Below are 19,469 nucleotides of genomic sequence, written 5' to 3' on the forward strand. Positions count from 1 at the left end.
AACCGAGGAAAATCGAGCGATCGGGCCCATTTTCCACCGGTTTTCGACCGCAACCGGCGGTGGCGGAGCCAGGACGGCGGTCTCCGGCGCAGTGCGAGCACTGAACCGCCGGCTCAGGGCCGCAGGAGCACTGGCCGGGTCTCAGGCGCCGCGGAGGTCGAGGTCGAGCACTGAGGGACCCGCCTCGGTGAGTTCGATCGGAATCCCCCAGTCCTGCTGGTAGAGGTGGCAGGCGGCGTGGAGCGGGATCTCTCCTCCCGGTTCGCCGTCGCACGCGGCGGCGCGCGCGGTGACGTGGAGGACTCCCGAGGTCGCCTCGGGGTCGATGACGATGTCGCGGCTCAGCCCCTCGGCCCCGCCGCCACCGGAGACGATGAGTTCGGGCGGAGTCGAGGACACCTGCAGGTAGGTCGGGTCACCCCACCGATCGTCGAGCTTCTGACCTGCTGGAACGGTGAAGCTCACGCTGATGGACACAGGTCCGGCGGCGAGCTCCGTCGACGGGCGGTGGCTCGTCTGCGCACCCTCGTCGACGCGTTGGGCGTCCTTCGGCAGGGTCACCCGGGTGAGCGAGTGGTTCGCCGATTCGACGACGAGGAGTTCGGCGGTGCCGCTGCCCGCTCCCGTCCCGCCGGCCGTGTCCCCGCCCGCAGCACCCGCTTCGACGACGAGGATGTCCGAGGGTTCGCGCAGTCCACGGGCGAGCGTCGAGACCTCGTTCGTCGTGAAGTCGTACCGGCGGATCGCACCGTTGTACGTGTCGGCGATCGCGAGCGACCCGTCGGGCAGGGTGCGCACTCCGAGCGGGTGCTGGAGCCGTGCCTCGGCGGCGGGCCCGTCGCGGAAGCCGAAGTCGAAGAGGCCCGTGCCCACGAGCGTCGTCGCCTCTCCTGAGGCCGGATCGAGGCGGCGGATCGCCGAGGTCTCGGAGTCGGCGACGATGACGCCGCCGTCGGGGTGGAGGTCGAGGCCAGAGGACTGTGCGAACCACGCGGACTCCGCGTCGCCGTTGACGAGCCCTTCGTTCATCGTGCCGGACAGCAGGCGGATGTCGCCGGTGACGGGGTCGAACGACCAGATCGTGTGGTTGCCGGCCATCGCCACGACCACCTCGCCGGTGGCGGGAACGAAGAGGACGTCCCACGGGGAGGAGAGCTTGACGTCGAGGGCGGGGCCCGAATAGCGGCCGAGCGCGCCGTGGGTGCCGCGGACGTTGTCGATGGCCCCGACCATGTGCTGTTCGCCGGTGCCGGCGATCGTTCTCACGGTCTCACCGTCGAGGTCGATGCCGCGCAGGACGTGGTTGACGGTGTCGGCGACGACGAGCTGGTAGCCGGCACGGGCGGCGATGTCCTCGGGGAGGACGGTGATGCCACCGGGCTCGCTGAACTGTGCGGAGGCGAAGTCGCCGTCGGTGAGTCCCCGTTCCCCGGTGCCGATGCGCCGGAGCACGGTCTGTCCATCAGGGGTGTATTCGACGAGGCTGTGGTGGCCGGAGTCGGCGACGAGGAGGTTTCCAGAGGGCAGGACCGTCACCTTGCCGGGGTAGAAGAGCTCGGTCTCCGGTGCCGGCGGGGGAACGTAGGGGCCGTCTCCGGAATGGAGGGTGCCCTTCGCCGAGTGCTCCTCGATGAGGCCTTCGATGATCTCCCCGAGGCCGGCGCCGTGGCCTTCCCCGGACAGGGTCGCGACGAGGTAGCCCTCGGGGTCGATGACGGCCAGCGTCGGCCATGCCCGGGCCGTGTACGCCTGCCACGTGACGAGGTCGGGGTCGTCGAGGACGAGGTGTTCGACCTGGTAGCGCTCAACGGCCTGGTCGACGGCCTCGACGGTGCGCTCGAACTCGAACTTCGGCGAGTGGACGCCGATGATGACGAGTTCGCCTGCGTACTTCTCCTCGAGCGGCCGCAGCTCGTCGAGGACGTGGAGGCAGTTGATGCAGCAGAACGTCCAGAAGTCGAGGAGGACGACCTTGCCGCGGAGGTCGGCGAGGGTGAGCTCCTTGCCGCCGGAGTTCATCCACCGGCGGCCGATGAGCTCGGGGGCGCGGACCTTGGGTTCGCGGGCGCGGGTCGGGGCGGTCGCCTCGGCGGGGGTGTCGTCTGCGGCGGTGGCCGCGGAACTCTGCGGACTGGCGTTCATCTCTCCATCGTCTCAGATCCGCTGGCGTGGCGGCAGGGCGGCTGTCATCGGGGGACACATGCTCACGGGGCGGGGCGGGCGCCGAAGACGCTCGAACCGATGCGCACCATCGTCGCCCCCTCGGCGATCGCAAGCTCGAAGTCGTTGCTCATCCCCATCGACAGCTCGGTGGCGTCGGCGGGCAGGGCACCGGTCGCGATGAGCTGGTCGCGGAGCTCGCGGAGGTCTGAGTAGCTCGGGCGGATCTCCTCGGGCGTCTGGCCGGGCAGGCCGATGGTCATCAGGCCCCGCAGACGCAGGCGATCGAGGTCGCGCACTGCTGCCACGAGCGCCTCGGCGTCCTCGGGTGCGACCCCGGACTTCGAGTCCTCGCGGGACGTGTTGACCTGGACGAAGACGTCGACGGTGGAGTCGAGGACGCCGAGGCGGTTGTCGATCCTCTCCGCGAGCGCGAGGCTGTCGACGGACTGGATGCACTGGGCGTGGCGCAGCGTGTGGTTGACCTTGTTCTTCTGCAGGGGACCGATGAGGTGCGATTCGTGCGGAAGGTCGGCGAGGTCGTCGGCCTTGGCGACGAGCTCCTGCACCTTGTTCTCGCCGATGAGTGAGAAGCCGTGCTCGATGGCCACACGGATCCGCTCCGCCGGCTGCGTCTTCGTCGCAAGCAGGATCCGCACGTCCTCGGCGGACCGGCCCGAGGCCTTGGCGGCGGCTGCCGTGCGTTCGGCCACCTCGTCGAGGCGGGTGCGGATCGCGGCGGACTCTTCTGCGGTGAGGGGCTCGGTCGAACTCATGCTCCCAGTCTCGCATGCGCCGCTGCCGGGCCGGATCTCTGCGCTCCTCGGGAGAGGCATCTGCGCCCGCTCACCGGAGAGCGGGCGCAGCATGGCCCCGGTCAGGGGGCGCAGAATCGTCGGATCACGGCGCCGCGGTGGCTCAGGGCTTCGTCGGCAGGCCCTGCGCCTCGGGGTCGATGTTCTTGATGATCGCCGTCGTGTCGAGTCCCTCGAGGCCTTCGTCGACGAGCTTCTGCAGCTGCGCGTAGACGAGGGTGGCCGCGGGCAGGTCGACGCCCTGGGTCTCGGCACCGGCGAGCGCGAGCCCGACGTCCTTGTGCATGAGAGCCGTGGCGAAGCCGGGCTTGAAGTCGTTGTTCGACGCCGAGGTCTCGGTCACCCCGGGCACCGGATACCAGGTGCGCAGGGGCCACGAGTCGCCGGAGGAGACCTTCGCGATGTCGTAGAACGCCTTAGGGTCGAGACCGAAGCGCTGCGCGAGCACCGCGCCTTCGACGACGCCTTCGAGGCTGATCGCGAGCATCATGTTGTTGACGATCTTCGCGGCCTGACCTGCGGCGTCGCCGCCGGCGTGGAAGATGTTGCCGGCCATCGGCTCGATGAAGGGCTTCGCCTCGGCGACGTCCGCATCGGAGCCGCCGAGCATGAAGGTGAGCGTGCCGGCCTGTGCACCGGTGACACCGCCGGAGACGGGACCGTCGACGAAGCGGAAGCCGGCGGCCTTCGCCTCGGCGTGCAGGGCCCGGGCGGAGTCGAAGTCGATCGTCGAGGAGTCGACGAGGAGGGTCGCGGGATCGGCGGTGGCGAGGACACCGTCAGGGGTGAGGTAGACGGCGCGGGCATGCTCGCCCTTGGGCAGCATCGTGAAGACGATATCGGCACCGGCGACCGCCTCGGCGATCGAACCCACCGGGGTGACACCATCCTCCGCCGCCGCGGTCACGGCCTCCGGGACCACGTCGAAGCCCTTGACCGTGTGGCCGGCCTTGACCAGGTTCGCCGTCATCGGTCGGCCCATGTTCCCCAGGCCGATCCATCCAATCGTCGCCATCGCATGCCTCCTCGCATCGAGATCTCGTGTGTTCCCCTTCACATTACGCCAGCCCTGCCCGTGCCGGCCGCCGGCGACGGTCACCTCTTCCGCACCGGTTGTGTGCATGCACGCAGATAGACTGGGCGGACTATGGCCGCTCATGCACCTCAGCAGATCTCGCCGGAGGATCTCCTCACCCTCCTCGCCGTGGCGCGTCTGGGGAAGTTCACGGCCGCCGCGCACAGTCTGGGACTCAATCACACGACCGTGTCGCGGCGCATCGCTGCCTTGGAGAAGGCCTACGGTCAGCGCGTTCTCGTCGCCTCCCCGGACGGATGGGAGCTGAGCACCGCGGGTCGGCAGCTGCTGCCGATCGCCGAGGACATCGAGGCGGCGCTGGGGAGGATCGACGCGCGCGAGTCCTCAGCGCTCTCGGGCACGATCCGCATCGCCTGCCCGCAGGCCTTCGCTCTCGAATACGCGGTGCCGGCGCTGACGGCGCTGCAGATCAGCCATCCGGGCCTGCAGATCGAGCTCATCACCGCGACCCAGCGGGCCCGCCAGTACCGGTCCGGCGTCGACATCGAGGTCGTCGTCGGTCGACCCGACGCCCCGCGCAGCGTCGCCAAGCGCATCCGCGACTACCGGCTCCAGCTCTATGCGTCGCAGGAGTACCTGCGCACGCACCCGGTTCCGGTCACGCTCGACGACCTCGCCGAGCACAGGATCGTCTACTACATCGAGAACGCACTCCAGGTCGACGACCTCGACGACGCCTCGAGCGAGATCCCGGCCGGCAGGGGCTTCTTCCGTTCGACCTCGGTCCACGCCCACGTTCTCGCCACGGCGAACGGGGTGGGCATCGGCATCCTGCCCGACTTCCTCGCCCGGGACAGCAGCCGCCTGATCCAGGTGTTGCCCGAGCTCTTCTCAAAGCGCGTGTCCTACTGGGCGTCGGTGCGGCACGAATCCCTGCGCAATGCCGCCGTCCGCAGCATCCTCGAGGTGCTCTAGCCCGCGCGGCGCTCTCCCCGCTATCCCTGCTCAGGCGGCGGTCCAACCCCCGTCGATGCTGTGCGCGGTGCCCGTGACGACCGCGGCGGCGTCGGAGGCGAGGAAGAGCGCGAGCGCGGCGATGTCCTCGGGCTCCGCGAGGCGGGGCACGGCCGAGTGGCCAAGGAAGACCTTCTCGAGCACCTCGTCCTCACTGATCCCGTTCGTCACCGCCTGATCCGCGATCTGCCCCTTGACCAGGGGCGTGAGCACATAGCCCGGGTTGATCGCATTGCACGTCACCCCGCGCGGACCGGCCTCGAGCGCCGTCGTCTTCGTCAGACCCATGAGTCCGTGCTTGGCCGCGACGTACGCGGACTTGTTCGCCGAGGCGCGCAGCCCGTGGACGGAGGAGACGTTGATGACCCTCCCCCAGCCCCGCTCGTACATCCCCGGCAGCGCAGCCTTCGTGAGCACGAACGGCGCCTCGAGCATGATCGTCATGATCAGCCGCCATTCCTCCAGCGGGAACTCCGGGATCGGGTGGATCCGCTGGATCCCGGCATTGTTGACGAGGATGTCGACCTCGAGGTCGATCCCGTCGAGCGCCGAGGTGTCGGCGAGGTTGACGGCCCACGCCTCCCCACCGATCGCCTCGGCGACTGCCCCCGCCGCCTCCGCGTCGACGTCGGCGACGACGACGGTCGCACCCGCCTCGGCGAAGGACTCGCACATCGCCTTGCCCAGGCCCGAGGCCCCGCCGGTGACGAGGGCTCTCCTGCCGGTGAGATCAACTGCCATTTCCCGTCCCTTCTCTGCTGTGCCTGACCGCGGACGCCGCACCACCGCGGCGGATGAGCCACGGCGATGCGGCGACGACCCGATCAGTGCGTGACGACCCCGCGGCGAACCTTGTCGGCGTGGTCGAGGGAGTGGAGGTCGATGCCCTTCGTCTCGCGGGTGAAGATGAGCGCGACGAGCGAGATGAGAGCGGCCACGGCGAGGTAGATCGCGATCGGCACCGAGGAGCCGAACTCGTCGAGCAGCGCGGTCGCGATGATCGGCGCGAACGATCCGGCGACGATCGCCGTGACCTGGTATCCCGTGGACACACCCGAGTTGCGCATCCGGGTCGGGAACATCTCCGCCATGATCGCCGGCTGCCCCGCGTACATGAAGCCGTGGAAGACGAGTCCGAGGAGGAGGGCGAGGAAGATCAGTCCGGGGTTGCCCGTGTCGTACATCGGGAAGGCGAAGAAGCCCCACGAGGCGGTGAGGATGATGCCGATCGCGTAGGGCGGCTTGCGTCCGATCCGGTCCCCGAGGGCACCGATCATCGGCACGAGCAGCGCATGGATGGCGTGCGCGCCGAGGAGGAGGCCGAGGATCTCGCTCGCCTCGATGCCGACGGCGACCGCGAGGTAGGTGATCGAGAAGGTGACGACGAGGTAGTAGTGGATGTTCTCGACCAGCCGCAGACCCATGGCGGTGAAGACCTCACGCGGGTAGCGCTTGAAGACGGCCTTGACGCCGTAGTCGACGCCCTCCTCGATCTCCTCGGCCTGGATCTTCTCGAAGATCGGGGCGTCGGAGACTCGGGTGCGGATGTAGTAGCCGATGAGGACGATGACCGCCGAGAGCCAGAACGCGATCCTCCAGCCCCACGAGAGGAAAGCCTCCTCGGACAGGGTGGCAGTGAGGACGAAGAGGACGCCGGTGGCGAGCAGGTTGCCCAGCGGCACGCCCGACTGCGGCCACGAGGACCAGAAACCGCGTTCCTTGTCCGGGGAGTGCTCGGCGACGAGGAGCACCGCGCCGCCCCATTCGCCGCCGACGGCGAAGCCCTGGACGATGCGGAGGAGGACGAGGAGGATCGGAGCGAGGTAGCCGATCTGACCGAACGTCGGCAGGCAGCCCATGAGGAACGTCGCCGCCCCGACGAGGATGATGGAGAGCTGGAGGAGCTTCTTGCGTCCGAACTTGTCACCGTAGTGGCCGAAGACGATGCCGCCGATGGGGCGGGCGATGAAGCCGACAGCGTAGGTCGCGAAACCGAGGAGGATCGGCGTCAGCGGGTTGTCCGACGGCGGGAACAGGATGTGGTTGAACACCAGCGTCGCCGCTGACCCGTAGAGGAAGAACTCGTACCATTCGACGACGGTGCCCGCCATCGAGGCGGCGACGACCTTGCGCAGCTGCGTTCGGATCGTCTTCCTCTCGGCATTGCTCTGTGCACTCATGACTCTCCTTGATTTCCACGATCCGCTTCATCGTTGACAGGTCGGATCGTTCCGCTGGGGCAGCGTAGGCGGCGATCCCGCGATGTCAGGGGACTCGGCGATGAGGCCCCTCCCGCGGCTGACCGCGCCCACATCCACCCGATGTGTGAATGGTGCTCAAGAAACAGTGTGCGCCATCACATCGGCGAATGGGATACGTGAGGGCGGGAATTCGGGAATTCGACGTGCACATTCCCGCACATCAGGTGTGCGTGAGACGGGTTCGCCGAGGCGGTCGGGTGGTTCAGCCTCAGCGGGGGCCGGGGTCAGCCTCGGCGGGGACCGGCGTTCGCGTCGCGTTCGGCGATCTGCGTGAGCATGTCGTTGTAGGCGCGCAGCTCGGCGTCGCCGGTGCGGGCCTCCCGACGGTCGACCCGCTTGGCCTCCCGGTCGGACGACTTCGACCACTGGAAGGCGACCATGATCGCAAGGAACAGCGTCGGGATCTCGCCGATGCCCCAGGCGATCGCGCCGCCCCGCTGCTGGTCCTCGATCGCGGAGTATCCCCAGTCGGTGCCCATGTTGCCGAACCAGTCGCCTTCGATGAGCACCTCGGAGCTGAGCAGGGAGATGCCGAAGAAGGCGTGGAAGGCCATCGTGATGAGGAGCATGAGCAGGCGCAGCGGGTAGGGGAACCGCTTGACGCCGGGGTCGATGCCGATGAGGGCCTGGGTGAAGAGGTAGCCGGCGGCGAGGAAGTGGACGATCATGAGCTCGTGGCCGAGATGCCACTCGAGGGCGTACTTCATCAGCCCCGCGTAGTAGAAGACGACGAGGGAACCGGCGAAGTTGACCGAGGCGACGACCGGATTGGCGAAGAAGCGCATGTAGGGGGTGTGGACGAGCCAGAGCACCCATTCGCGGATGCCGCGGGAGCCATCGGTGCGCGCGGTCGTCGCCCGCATGAGCAGGGTGATCGGGGCGCCGAGGACCATCGGGATGGGCACGACCATGACGAGGAGCATGTGCTGGATCATGTGCGCCGAGAACGACACCTCGCCGTAGACCTGGACGCCGCCCGAAGTGACGTAGACGAGGCCGATCATTCCGAGCACCCAGCTGACGAGGCGGAAGACCGACCAGGTGTCGCCTCGGCGACGGAGCTGGAGATACCCGGCGACGTACGCGATCGTCAGCCCCACGGCGACGACGACCCACAGCGGGTCGACCGACCACTCGGAGAAGAAGCGGGCGAGGTTCGGTGCGGGGGGCAGAGGCTCTCCGGTGAGGATCTCCGAGGGCGTCGGGTTGCCCACCGGCTCCTGCGGGACGGGCGGTTGGGAGCGGGAGAGGGCGACGGCCAGGCCCATCGTCGCTCCGAAGATGACGAACTCGACGAGGATGAGGCGCCAGAACTCGCCCGTCACGGAGGCGACCTTGCCGAGCCGGGCGATGACGAACCGGCGGTGCCAGAAGCCGACGAGCCCGAGGAGGATCGTCGCGAAGGTCTTCGCGATGATGACCTGGCCGTATGGGGTCATGAGATCCGCGAGGTCCTCGACGCGCAGCATCGAGTTGACGACGCCGGAGAAGGCGACGACGACGAACGCGAAGAGCGCGATCGACGAGTAGCGGGCGATGAACGTCCCCAGCTCGGGCGACTTGGCGAGGCGGGAGCCGAGCAGGGCGATGACGAAGAGACCGCCGAGCCACAGGGCGACGCCGAAGAGGTGGAGTCCGATGCTGTTGACGGCCTGCGTGTGGCCCGACGCCTGGGCGGAGTGGCCCATGAGGGCGAGGGGGATCATCACGCCGAGCGAGAGGACGCCGGCGAAGGCGAGGCCGAGGTAGGACCGGGAGCCGAAGCACAGCGTCGAGGCGACGGCGATGAGGACGACGATGAGGGCCCAGTACTGGCCGAAGGCGATCTGGGTGAGGAAGACGCCGAGCTGGTTCGAGAAGTTGAGGTAGGCCTGCGCACCGACGGTGGAGACGAAGGTGAAGAGGAGGACGGCGACAGCGGAGATCGTCCACGCCACAGAGGCGACCTCGGCGACTTTGAGCGACTTCTCCCACAGCGCGTCGAGCGGAGGCTGCTCGTCCTGCTGAGCCTTCCTGCCCCGGATCCGCCCCTGCGTGCGGGGCAGGATGAGGAGCGCGAAGAGGAGTGCGCCGACGGTGAGGCTCATCGCGAGGTTGAAGACGAACTTCGCGGCCGGCAGTCCGAAGCGGACGACGGCTCCCGGGTCGTTGATGACGGTCGGCTCGGCGGCTCCCGTGTAGAGCATCGCGACGAGTCCGACGGCTGCGCCGAGGAGTGCGACGAGCGGGATCGCTGCGCGAGCGGTGAATCGGATGATCGGCTCGTTGTCGTGAGAGGTCACAGAGGTCCGCCTGCCGATTCGTGCATGGAACAAGGATATCGTCCCGGGGTCTGCGGCGGCGAACTCACGACCGCCGAGGTGGTGCAGATCTCCTGAGGATCACCCCGCTGTGCGGGGCGGACACGATTCCGGTCAGCCGCCTCGGCGTGGGAATCGCCCGGGGAAAGCAGATGGCCCGGACCGATCGGTCCGGGCCATCCTGCGCTTGAGCGCGAAGGTCACTTCGGGGTGCCAGCGGCAGCCTTGAGCTTCGAACCAGCGGACAGCTTCACGGAGTAGCCGGCCTTGATCTCGATCTCTTCACCGGTCTGCGGGTTGCGACCCTTGCGAGCGGCACGCTCGGTGCGCTCGACGGAGAGCCAGCCGGGGATGGTGAGCTTCTCGCCCTTGCCGACGACGTCGGAGAAGACATCGAAGACACCATCGAGAACATCCGAGACCTGCTTCTGGGTCAGGCCGGACTTCTCGGCAACTTCTGCAACGAGCTCACTGCGGTTCTTAGCCATAAAAGTGTCCTCCTTAGGACAAGTCGGTCAGTTACCGGTCCGTTTTCCGATAACGAACTCCCTCGAGATTACCAGCTCGACTTCGTGATGCCGGGCAACTCGCCGTCGTGCGCCATTTCGCGGAAGCGGACGCGCGAGAGTCCGAACTTGCGCAGGTAGCCGCGGGGGCGGCCGTCGACCTGGTCGCGATTGCGCACACGCACCGGCGAGGCATCGCGAGGAAGCTTCTGCAGGCCGAGGCGTGCTTCCTCACGCTGCTCGTCCGTGCTGTCGGGGTGGGTGAGCTGACGCTTGAGGGCGGCGCGGCGCTCCGCATAGCGTTCAACGATGACGCGACGCTGCTTGTCGCGGGCGATCTTGGACTTCTTGGCCATGTGCGCTCAGCGCTCCTCTCGGAAATCGACGTGCTTGCGGATGACGGGATCGTACTTCTTGAGCACGATGCGATCCGGGTTGTTGCGGCGGTTCTTGCGGGTCACGTAGGTGTACCCGGTGCCGGCAGTCGACTTGAGCTTGATGATCGGACGAACGTCTTGGGTCTTCGCCATCAGAGCTTCACTCCCTTGGCAATGAGTTCGGCGACGACGGCGTCGATCCCGCGGACGTCGATGACCTTGATGCCCTTGGCGGACACATTGAGGGTGACGTTGCGGCGCAGCGACGGGACGTAGTAGCGCCTCGTCTGAATATTCGGGTTGAAGCGGCGCTTCGTGCGGCGCTTCGAGTGGGACACATTGTGTCCGAAACCGGGAACGGCCCCGGTGACTTGGCAGGTTGCTGCCATGACTCTCCTCCAGTTCACAAGTTACCGACTCTCGAGACAAGCTCATTCGCTTGCGCCGATGTCGGAAGACATCAACAAATTCACGCGATGCTGCTGTGGCGGGCACGATCCGACCCAGGCGCGGACCTGCGTCCGGTCGAAAGGCGGATGTGCACCCGTGCACGCGGCGTTCGCAATGGAAATTGTGTACGCCGAAACAGGCATGCCCGTTCGGGCGAGATGTCTCACCAGCGCTGAAGCCGTAGCCTGTGAGAGATGGCCGAAGCTGGAGTGCAGCGGTGGGTGAGCACCATGTCGGTCGCGGCGGATCAGTCGGGGACCGGGCCGTCACGACACAACAGACAACCAGTTTAGAGAGACCCGGGCCTTCTGGGCAAATTCACACCCTCCGAAGTCACCCGGGTCACCGCGCGAGCCGCCGCTCGCCCGAAAAGTCTGCATTTCAACTACCTTCCGGTAGGGGTGTGGCCCAGATCTTCGCGGATCTCGGCGGGTCGGACACCCACTCCCCTTGCCAGACGCCCCTCTGCACGGCCGCTCTCAGGGTCGGGCCGCCTCGGCGATCACTGCAGATGTAAGGGGTGCGGGGACTTCGGGGCCGTGTTGAAGACCCATGGAACTCGTGTCAAGGTAAGAAGATGATTGCCACCACATCTGGCACTCTGGAGGACAGATGAGCGACGTTCCACCGAGGCCGCGCATCCGTCCCGCGACCAGCGATGACTGGGTTCCGACCGATCGATCCGGCCGGGGCGCCCAGGCCCGGCCGCAGGGACAGGATCAGGACCCGAACCCGGCCGAGGCCGAGTTCGACCGTTCGACGTACTACGAGTACATCGAACGCCACACCGGCGACTTCCCCGTCTCGCAGACCCGCCGCAGCAACGTCTTCGCTCCGGCCGGCAGCTCACCGTTCCAGGACCACATCAACGCGCGCGCGCCCGAACCCGCCCGCGGTGGCGGTCGCGGAGGACCTCGCCGCACCGGTGAGGCCCGCAACCCGAACAGCGGCGGGTTCCCCGCCCAGCCCGGTTATGCCGGCGGCTCCTCCGGGCGCGGCACGGATTCGGGCGGCTTCGCAGCGGTGCCCGCCTACGGCGGTCCCGATTCCGGTCAGACGCAGTCCGTGCGCCCGCGCAGAAGCACCGGCCTCAAGGTCGTCGTCGTCATCCTCGCCATCGTCATGGTCCTCGCGCTCGTCGGCTTCTTCGGCATCCGGTGGCTCGCTCCGGAGACCGGGACCGTGCCCGCCGATGTCAGCGGCGAGCCGACCTCTCAGGCACCGTCGCCGAGCGACGAACTCGTCCAGCCCTCTGCTTCGCCCGAGGAGGAGCTCGACGGCTTCGTCGAGTCGGGTGCCGAGAAGGCCGCCGCCCTCGAAGGTCAGTGGGTGACGCAGGTGAGCGCGAAGCAGGTCGGCACCGAAGCCGACGGGAAGACGTGGTCGGCGCAGGACATCCTCGACGAATTCAAGGCGAACCAGGTCAAGTACCCGGGCGCGATCCTCCTCGACAGCAGTGAGTGGAAGGCGTACAAGACCGGCGGCTACTGGGTCACCGTCATCGATACGCCGTACAAGGACTCCGGCCCGGCGCTCGAGCAGTGCCGCTCATGGGGTCTCGACCGCGACCACTGCCTCGCCAAGCGGCTCGTCAAGGACGGCGAGTACTCCGAGAAGAACAGCGCCTACCTCGACAAGTAGGGTGCCCACAGCACCCGAGGCGCCGAATCGCCCTCGAAGCAGCAGAACGCACCTTGGGCGACGAATCCCACTTTGAGCGGCAGTACGCACCCGCAGCGACAGTATGCACCCGAGGCGCCGCATCACCCCTTGAGCGATACGTCCTCCCGGCAGCTTCGCGCAACGCCCCCGCAGCCTCTTCTCCTACGCGTGCAAGGGTAGGACAAGAGGCTGCGGGGGCGTTATCGCTGCGGGGGCGTTGTGGCATCGGAGCCTGCGCGACGGTCGCCCGACATCGTCTTACGCGAGCGAGGCCCCCCTACCGAGAGGGACCGAGCGGGACACACCTACCGAACGAGGCGCGCGACCTCACGCGAGGAGGACGCTCGGATCCTCGAGGCCACGGCCGACGTCGGCGAGGAACTTCGAGATGATCTCGCCGTCGACGACGCGATGGTCGGCGCTCACCGACAGGGTCGTGATCTCGCGCGGAACGATCTCGTCGTCGACCACCCACGGCTTCTTCCGCACCTGCCCGAAGGCGAGGATCGCGGCCTCACCAGGGTTGATGATCGGGGTGCCGGCGTCGACGCCGAACACGCCGACGTTGGTGATGGTGATCGTCCCACCCGTCTGGTCCGCCGGAGGCGTCTTGCCCGACCGGGCCAGGGCCGTGAGGTCCTGGATGCCCTGTGCGAGCTGCGTCAGACCCATCGCGTGCGCGTTCTTGATGTTCGGCACGATGAGTCCGCGCGGAGTCGCAGCGGCGATCCCGAGGTTGACGTACTTCTTGACGACGATGTCATCGCCCTCGAGGGCCGAGTTGATCCGCGGGTTGCGTCCCACCGCCCACGCGACGGCCTTCGCGACGATGAGCAGCGGAGACACGCGCACATCCTCGCCGAGCACCTTCGACGCCTTGAGCCGACGGACGAACGCCATCGTCTCGGTGACGTCGACGTCGAGGAACTCCGTGACATGGGGCATCGTGAACGCGGAGTCGACCATGGCCTTGGCCATCATCTTCGTCACGCCCTTGAACGGGATCCGCTCCTCGAGTTCGCCGGTATCGACACTCGCCGAGGCGGTCGCCCCTGAGACTGCAGGTGCGGCCGAGCCGTCGGCGGCCGCCAGGACGTCGGCGCGGGTGACCTCGCCGCGGGAGCCGGTCGCCGTGACCGTGGCGAGATCGACGCCTAAGTCCTTCGCGAGTTTGCGCACCGGCGGCTTGGCCAGGGGCTTTGCTCCCGTCGGTGCCTCATTCGCCGAGGCGGTCGGCGCCTCCGCGGCCGGCTGCGCTTCCGCACCCGACTGCGCTCCCGCACCCGACTGCGCTGCCGGAGCCTCCGCAGCCGAACCGGCGGCAGTGCCGCCGGTCGCCGACGCACCGGAGCCGCCGGTCGCCGGCGCACCCTTGCGGGGGCGACGCTTCGACGAGGCAGCCTTCGCGCCGTAGCCGACGAGCGTGGCACCGCCTTCGTCGTCGGTCGTCACCGCGCCTTCGGAGGCAGGCGCCTGCGTCTCGGCGTGGGGCGCGGACATCGTCTCGGCCGCCTCGGCGCCGGAGTCATCGGCACCTCCGAAGCGGATGATCGGGGTGCCGACCTCGACGGTCTGACCCTCCTCGACGAGGAGGGCGCCGACGGTCCCGGCCTGAGGGCTGGGCAGCTCGACGAGTGACTTCGCGGTCTCGATCTCGACGAGGATCTGATTGACCGTCACCTCATCGCCCGGGGACACCTTCCAGGAGACGATGTCCGCCTCGGTGAGGCCTTCGCCGACGTCGGGAAGGGGGAATTCGAATGCCATTCTTGCTCTCCTTCTCGTCAGTAGGCCAGGGCCCGGTCGACACCGTCGAAGATGCGATCGAGGTCGGGCAGGTAGTGCTCTTCCATCCGCGAGCCCGGATAGGGGGTGTGGTACCCGCCGACCCGGATGACCGGGGCCTCGAGGTTGAAGAAGCAGCGTTCCGAGATGCGGGCGGCGATCTCCGATCCCAGACCGAGGAACGTCGGCGCCTCATGGGTGACGACGAGGCGACCGGTCTTGACCACGGAGCGCTCGATCGTCGAGAGGTCGAGCGGGTTGAGGCTGCGCAGGTCGATGAGTTCGACGCTCTTGCCCTCTTCCGCGGCCGCCGCGACGACGTCGAGGGCCGTGGGCACGAGCGGGCCGTAGGTCACCAGCGTGACGTCGGTGCCCTCGCTGAGCACCCGCGCCTCGAGCATCCCGAGATCATGACGAGTGGTGTCGACGTCCCCGCGCTGCCAGTAGCGGCGCTTGGGCTCGAAGAACATCACCGGATCGTCGCTCTTGATCGCCTCCTGGATCATCCAGTACGCGTCATTGGCCGTCGACGGGCTGATGAGCTTGAGGCCGGCGTGGTGGGCGAAGACGGCCTCCGGGCTCTCCGAGTGGTGCTCGGGAGAGCCGATCCCACCGCCGTAGGGCACGCGGATGACCATCGGGATGCGCTCGTTGCCGAGCGTGCGGTTGTAGAGCTTGGCGACCTGCGTGACGATCTGGTCGTAGGCGGGGAAGATGAACGCGTCGAACTGGATCTCGACGACGGGCCGGTAGCCGCGGATCGCCATGCCGATCGACGTGCCGACGATCCCGGATTCGGCCAGCGGCGCATCGATGACCCGCTGCGGACCGAAATCCTTCTGCAGGCCCTCGGTGACGCGGAAGACGCCGCCGAGCTTTCCGATGTCCTCACCAATGAGGACGACCTTCGGGTCGTCCTCCATGGCCTTCCGCAGACCGGCTGTGATCGCCTTGGAAAGGGGAAGTTTCTCCATCAGGCCTCACCTGCATCGGCGAATGAGGACTGGTATGCGAGGAATTCCGCACGCTCCTCATCGACCAGCGAGTGAGGCTCGGAGGTGACATTGGCGAACATCTCGACCGGATCCGGGTCCTCCATGGTCACGCAGTTGTGGCGGATGCGCGCGGCCAGGGTGTCGGCTTCGGCGTCGACCTCGGCGAAGAAGTCCTCACCCGTGTCCGTGTGGTTCTCGAGGTAGGCGCGCAGACGCGTGATCGGGTCGCGGTCCTCCCAGATCTCCTCTTCGGCGCGGTCACGGTACTTCGTCGGATCGTCAGCCGTGGTGTGGGCACCACGACGGTAGGTGAAGGCCTCGATGAGCATCGGACCGTTGCCGGCGCGCACGGAGTCGAGGCTCGCACGGGCCACGGAGTACATCGCGATGATGTCGTTGCCGTCGACGCGGATGCCGGGCACCCCGAAGCCCTCGCCGCGCTTGTACAGCGGGGCCGCGCTCTGGACACGGGTGGGCTCGGAGATCGCCCACTGGTTGTTCTGGCAGAAGAAGAGCACAGGGGCGTGGAAGGCCCCGGCGAAGTTGAGCGCCTCGGACACGTCGCCCTCGGAGGTCGCGCCGTCACCGAAGCAGGCGATGGCGACGGTGTCGCGCTCGAGGTCGCCGGTGCCGACGTCGCCGTCCATGTTCACACCCATCGCATACCCGGCGGCATGAAGAGTCTGGGAGCCGATGATGATCGTGTACGTGTGGAAGCGGTGCTCCTGCGGATCCCAACCGCCGTGGTTCTGACCTCGGAAGATGCCGAGGAGGGTCTCCGGTTCGACGCCGCGGGTGTAGGCGAGGCCGTGTTCGCGGTAGGTGGGGAAGACGAAGTCCTGCGGACGCGCTGCGCGCCCCATGCCGATCTGAGCGGCCTCCTGGCCGAACATCGGCGCCCAGAGGCCGAGCTGTCCCTGCCGCTGCAGTGCGGCTCCCTCCGCATCGACGCGGCGGACGAGGACCATGTCCCGATAGAACCCGCGCAGATCCTCATCGGTGAGCTCTGCGGCGAACGCGTCGTACTCTCCGGACTGGACGCGGTTGCCGTCCTCCGTGAGCATCTGAATCATGCGAGGCTCCGTGGGCTGACTGTGGGCAGTCCCGGATCCCACTGAAATGTTCGAGGTCATTCCAGTACTCCTTTGTTCGTGGTCCGACCCACCGGAGGTGACCAGTGGCGGACCGGGTGCTGCGGGCGGGGCCTCTGGTGGGAGGACTCACCCTCGAGTGATGCGATTCACAGGTATGTCAACGATACCGAATCGCCTCAGCCGGTGCCACTGGACCGGTGTGTCGAGCGCGCTGTGCGGAAGCGGCGTCCGCACCGACTCCGAAGATCATCGGTCGTGGTCAGCCTAGGGGTGTGACCTCGTGCTGTGCGTCACTCGCCAAAGGTTCGCGGTGCCGTTTGTCGATCCTCGCCGAGGTGGTTGGGAGTCCGACCACCGTATGTCCGAGCACCCCGATCCGTTCAGCTGCGCCTGCGTCGTCCCTGGTAGTCCCGGGTCTCGGTGATGCGCCCGGAGAAGAACTGCGCGTTCCTCGCCGTGAATCCCCTGAGTGCCGGGTGACCGGCGGCGACCATGAGGCCGATCGAGGCGGAGTAGGCGGCCGAGGAGTGTGCGGCGCCCGCGGAGTCGAACATGTCGTCGAGCTCCTTGTCGCTGCGGTCGGCGAGGTTCGGTGCCTGCCGCAGCGCGTCGGGATCGTAGTCGACGGTGATGGTCGACCAGCGGTCCCGGACCGGGTTCTCGTTGCCGTCGAGATCGGGAACGAGGTCCTGTTCGTGTTCGATCGAGAGGACGTCGATGCCCTCATCGATGGGGAAGTCGGACACGGGCGCCCCGACGGTGACGAGCGCGGTGACGTTGACGTCGGCGAGGAACGCGGGATCGGCGGCCAGCGACCCGGCCGTGATGCCGCCCTGGGAGTATCCGACGAGCATCACCTCGGCGTCGTCTGGGATCCCGGCGTCGGCGATCGCCCGCCGGACCATCTCGCGCATCACCGTGTCGTTGCCGGCCATGCCCTCGACGTTCGTCGTCAGGTCGGTCGTGTTCTCCCCCGGGACCGGTGACCAGTCCGTGGTCGCCGGAACATAGACGATGTAGCGCGTGGTTCCGTCGGGAGAGCGCACCTCTTCGATGCGCACCTGGCCCGAGTCGACTCCGCGATGCTGGGCGGCTTCGCGGTCGTAGAGCTCGGCGACGTCGGCCGGGGGTCTGGTGTGGGGTTGCGTCAGGCCCTGCGCCTTCCACACCTCGACCTCGGAGGGGGTGAGCAGACCGACGAGGTTCGCGGCCGCAAGCACCCACGCGGTCATCGACCCCGAGTCGTGGGGCCACAGCGTCGTGTCCGAGTCGACGGCGAGCAGTCCCGGCGGCAACCCGAGGAAGCCTACGACCATCCCCGGCAGCACGTGCTCGATGACGGCACCGGTGGCGTCGGAGTTCTCGAACACGAGGGCGACGAAGTCCTCGCTGATGTCGGCTTTGGCCTGGCCGAGGTCGATGCCGAAGTGCCGCTCGACCACGTCGTCGAGTCCCGTGGCGTCGATGATCTGCCATCCGGCGACGGCGGGGACGCCGACGGCGATGGCGGCGGGGATGATGACGGGCAGGCTGATGGCGATGAGCCTGCCGGTGGCATATCCGAGGCCGTCGAGGAGTCCCCCGAAGACCTCGCTCACTCCTTTCTCTGCCTCGCGGTAGGCGAGCGCTGCGGTGCGGATCGCGAGCACCGTCGCTTCGAGTTCGGCGAGCACGAGCGCGAGCTGCTGGTGATAGCGGACCCGGGCGGCGTCGAGGTTGAGGGCGGTGAGCGGCGCCGGCACCTGCGTGAGCAGGGTGCCGAGGTCGAAGTCGCCGACCGTGCCGTCGGCCGAGAGCTCCCCGATCCGCGCGCCGAGGCGGTCGAGGTCGGTGCCGCTGATCTCGATCCGATCACCGACCGTGATCCCGCCCCCGCCACGGGTCGTCGTTCCGATCATGGGGAGCCCACCTCGGCGAAGCGCAGACGCGTGAGCATCGAGGCGACGACCATCCGCACCGCACCATCGGGCATCTCCTCCGTGCGCGCGACCGTCATCCCGTTCTCCCCTCGCTCGAGGAGCGGTCGTGACCATCTCCCCGCCTGTCGGTGGAGGAACTCCATCCCTGCGCGGGCAGGCTGCCCGTCGGCACTGCTGCCGAGGCAGGTGAGGGTGAGGACGCAGTCGCCGGCCACGAGGTCGGAGAGGTCCTCGCACACGGACGCCACCTCACCCGGTTCGAGGCGGCGGAGGAACTCGTACCCGGCGAAGTCGGCGTTGTCTGCTCCGCGCAGGGCGAGCATCGCGAGGCAGGAGTCGGCGGCCATGGCGATCTCGAGGTGGACGGCGCTGCTCTCGGCACCGACGACGAGCGCCATCCGGGTGCGGGCGAGGGCGAGTTCGGCGGCGAACCCTGCCAGCCACGCCGAGAGGACGTCGAGGTCGCGCGGGCGCACGACCTCGGCGGGGAGTTCCTCGCGGACTGCGGCCGACGGTGCGGTCAGGGTGATCCCCGCCGAGGCGGCCGCTCGGGCGACGGCGGCCCGTGACGGCGGGTGCCCGCCGAGCTCCGGCGGGTGGCCATCCCCGTCCGGGACGGCAGACCCCGGCGGCCGGGTCGCACACCGCCTTGAAGGGGTCGGCCCGACGGAAGGGTCTCTGTCGGTCTGGGGCAGGAGATCGCTCGGCCACAGGCGGCGCAGCCGGTCAGGCAGGCGGAGGATGCGTCCGAGGTCGACGGTGATCCACCGGGAGTCGAGCACGCCGTGGCCGTTCACAGCTGGATCCTCCCGCCCACGGAGACGACCTGGAGGTGGAGATCGTACGCTTCGGAGAGGTCGTCGGCGCGATCGGCGAGGAGACCGATCGCCTCCGCACACGAACCGAGACGCTCGATGAGGAGACGGCCCGCCGGTGAGTCCCACCCGTCGATCCGCCGGGTCGCGTTCGCGAGCACCCGCAGCTCGTTCGCCCGCTGCCGCCAGCCGTCGCGGCTGGCGGCGAGTTCGTCGGTGATCATCCCGGTCTCCTCTCGTCATCGCCCCCACGCTAGGAATCCGGCCGACCGAGACCAAG

At 68.1% G+C, this 19,469-nt stretch carries 18 protein-coding genes; 2 read left to right on the top strand and 16 right to left on the bottom strand.

Going from position 1 to position 19,469, the window contains the following annotated elements; translation table 11 throughout:
- Positions 1–141 precede the first annotated feature (141 nt).
- The 3 genes from EZE58_RS05130 to mmsB all read right to left on the bottom strand — a co-directional run bounded on the left by EZE58_RS05130 (position 142) and on the right by mmsB (position 4,134).
- Positions 142–2,142 (bottom strand): NHL domain-containing thioredoxin family protein, encoded by a 2,001-nt coding sequence (locus EZE58_RS05130; protein WP_144587703.1) that lies wholly within the window; start codon positions 2,140–2,142, stop codon positions 142–144.
- Positions 2,143–2,204: 62 nt separating this feature from the next.
- Positions 2,205–2,936 (bottom strand): YggS family pyridoxal phosphate-dependent enzyme, encoded by a 732-nt coding sequence (locus EZE58_RS05135; protein ID WP_167559996.1) that lies wholly within the window; start codon positions 2,934–2,936, stop codon positions 2,205–2,207.
- A 142-nt stretch (positions 2,937–3,078) separates the two neighbouring features.
- Entirely contained in the window at positions 3,079–4,134 is a 1,056-nt protein-coding gene (mmsB, locus tag EZE58_RS05140) for a 3-hydroxyisobutyrate dehydrogenase (RefSeq protein ID WP_332260280.1), read from the bottom strand.
- Between mmsB and EZE58_RS05145 the strand changes: the two genes are divergently transcribed.
- Positions 4,123–4,986 (top strand): LysR family transcriptional regulator, encoded by an 864-nt coding sequence (locus EZE58_RS05145; protein ID WP_009376581.1) that lies wholly within the window; start codon positions 4,123–4,125, stop codon positions 4,984–4,986. The two genes, mmsB and EZE58_RS05145, sit on opposite strands and share 12 nt — an antisense overlap.
- Positions 4,987–5,016: 30 nt before the next feature.
- Here the strand turns inward: EZE58_RS05145 and EZE58_RS05150 are convergent, their stop codons facing one another.
- From EZE58_RS05150 to rpmB, 7 genes are all read right to left on the bottom strand, one after another.
- Entirely contained in the window at positions 5,017–5,766 is a 750-nt protein-coding gene (locus EZE58_RS05150) for a 3-hydroxybutyrate dehydrogenase (RefSeq protein ID WP_009376584.1), read from the bottom strand.
- A gap of 83 nt (positions 5,767–5,849) precedes the next feature.
- Entirely contained in the window at positions 5,850–7,205 is a 1,356-nt protein-coding gene (locus EZE58_RS05155) for an MFS transporter (RefSeq protein ID WP_009376586.1), read from the bottom strand.
- Positions 7,206–7,510: 305 nt separating this feature from the next.
- Positions 7,511–9,568, bottom strand: coding sequence for a cytochrome c oxidase assembly protein (locus EZE58_RS05160; protein ID WP_009376589.1), 2,058 nt, complete (start codon positions 9,566–9,568; stop codon positions 7,511–7,513).
- 218 nt (positions 9,569–9,786) lie between these two features.
- A complete protein-coding gene (locus EZE58_RS05165) occupies positions 9,787–10,074 on the bottom strand; it encodes an HU family DNA-binding protein (RefSeq protein WP_009376591.1) in 288 nt (95 codons plus the stop codon).
- Positions 10,075–10,142: 68 nt separating this feature from the next.
- Entirely contained in the window at positions 10,143–10,448 is a 306-nt protein-coding gene (gene rpsN / locus EZE58_RS05170) for a 30S ribosomal protein S14 (protein WP_009376593.1), read from the bottom strand.
- Between the two features lie 6 nt (positions 10,449–10,454).
- Positions 10,455–10,625 (bottom strand): 50S ribosomal protein L33, encoded by a 171-nt coding sequence (gene rpmG, locus EZE58_RS05175; RefSeq protein WP_197464177.1) that lies wholly within the window; start codon positions 10,623–10,625, stop codon positions 10,455–10,457.
- Positions 10,622–10,858 (bottom strand): 50S ribosomal protein L28, encoded by a 237-nt coding sequence (rpmB, locus tag EZE58_RS05180; RefSeq protein WP_009376597.1) that lies wholly within the window; start codon positions 10,856–10,858, stop codon positions 10,622–10,624. The genes rpmG and rpmB overlap by 4 nt, the downstream gene beginning before the upstream one ends.
- Before the next feature lie 673 nt (positions 10,859–11,531).
- On the opposite strand from rpmB, the gene EZE58_RS05185 reads away from it, so the two are divergent.
- Positions 11,532–12,560, top strand: coding sequence for a hypothetical protein (locus tag EZE58_RS05185; RefSeq protein ID WP_009376599.1), 1,029 nt, complete (start codon positions 11,532–11,534; stop codon positions 12,558–12,560).
- 348 nt (positions 12,561–12,908) lie between these two features.
- On the opposite strand, the gene EZE58_RS05190 is transcribed toward EZE58_RS05185, so the two are convergent.
- The 6 genes from EZE58_RS05190 to EZE58_RS05215 form a co-directional block, all read right to left on the bottom strand.
- Positions 12,909–14,348 carry a dihydrolipoamide acetyltransferase family protein gene (locus tag EZE58_RS05190; protein WP_009376601.1) on the bottom strand — a complete coding sequence of 480 codons (1,440 nt, stop codon included), beginning with the start codon at positions 14,346–14,348 and terminating at the stop codon, positions 12,909–12,911.
- Positions 14,349–14,365: 17 nt separating this feature from the next.
- Complete coding sequence (locus tag EZE58_RS05195; RefSeq protein ID WP_009376603.1) at positions 14,366–15,340, bottom strand: alpha-ketoacid dehydrogenase subunit beta; 975 nt, start codon at positions 15,338–15,340, stop codon at positions 14,366–14,368.
- Positions 15,340–16,434 (bottom strand): pyruvate dehydrogenase (acetyl-transferring) E1 component subunit alpha, encoded by a 1,095-nt coding sequence (gene pdhA, locus EZE58_RS05200; protein WP_009376604.1) that lies wholly within the window; start codon positions 16,432–16,434, stop codon positions 15,340–15,342. Before pdhA ends, EZE58_RS05195 begins: the two co-directional genes overlap by 1 nt.
- Before the next feature lie 401 nt (positions 16,435–16,835).
- Entirely contained in the window at positions 16,836–18,353 is a 1,518-nt protein-coding gene (locus tag EZE58_RS05205; protein ID WP_009376606.1) for a hypothetical protein, read from the bottom strand.
- On the bottom strand, positions 18,350–19,171 hold the full coding sequence (locus tag EZE58_RS05210) for a hypothetical protein (protein ID WP_009376608.1): 822 nt from the start codon (positions 19,169–19,171) through the stop codon (positions 18,350–18,352). Before EZE58_RS05210 ends, EZE58_RS05205 begins: the two co-directional genes overlap by 4 nt.
- The gene (locus EZE58_RS05215; RefSeq protein ID WP_009376610.1) at positions 19,168–19,413 is read right to left on the bottom strand and encodes a hypothetical protein; all 246 of its coding nucleotides are present in this window, start codon (positions 19,411–19,413) and stop codon (positions 19,168–19,170) included. The genes EZE58_RS05210 and EZE58_RS05215 overlap by 4 nt, the downstream gene beginning before the upstream one ends.
- Positions 19,414–19,469 lie beyond the last annotated feature (56 nt).

The organism is Brevibacterium sp. LS14 (assembly GCF_012027885.1).
Taxonomy (GTDB): Bacteria; Actinomycetota; Actinomycetes; order Actinomycetales; family Brevibacteriaceae; genus Brevibacterium; species Brevibacterium casei.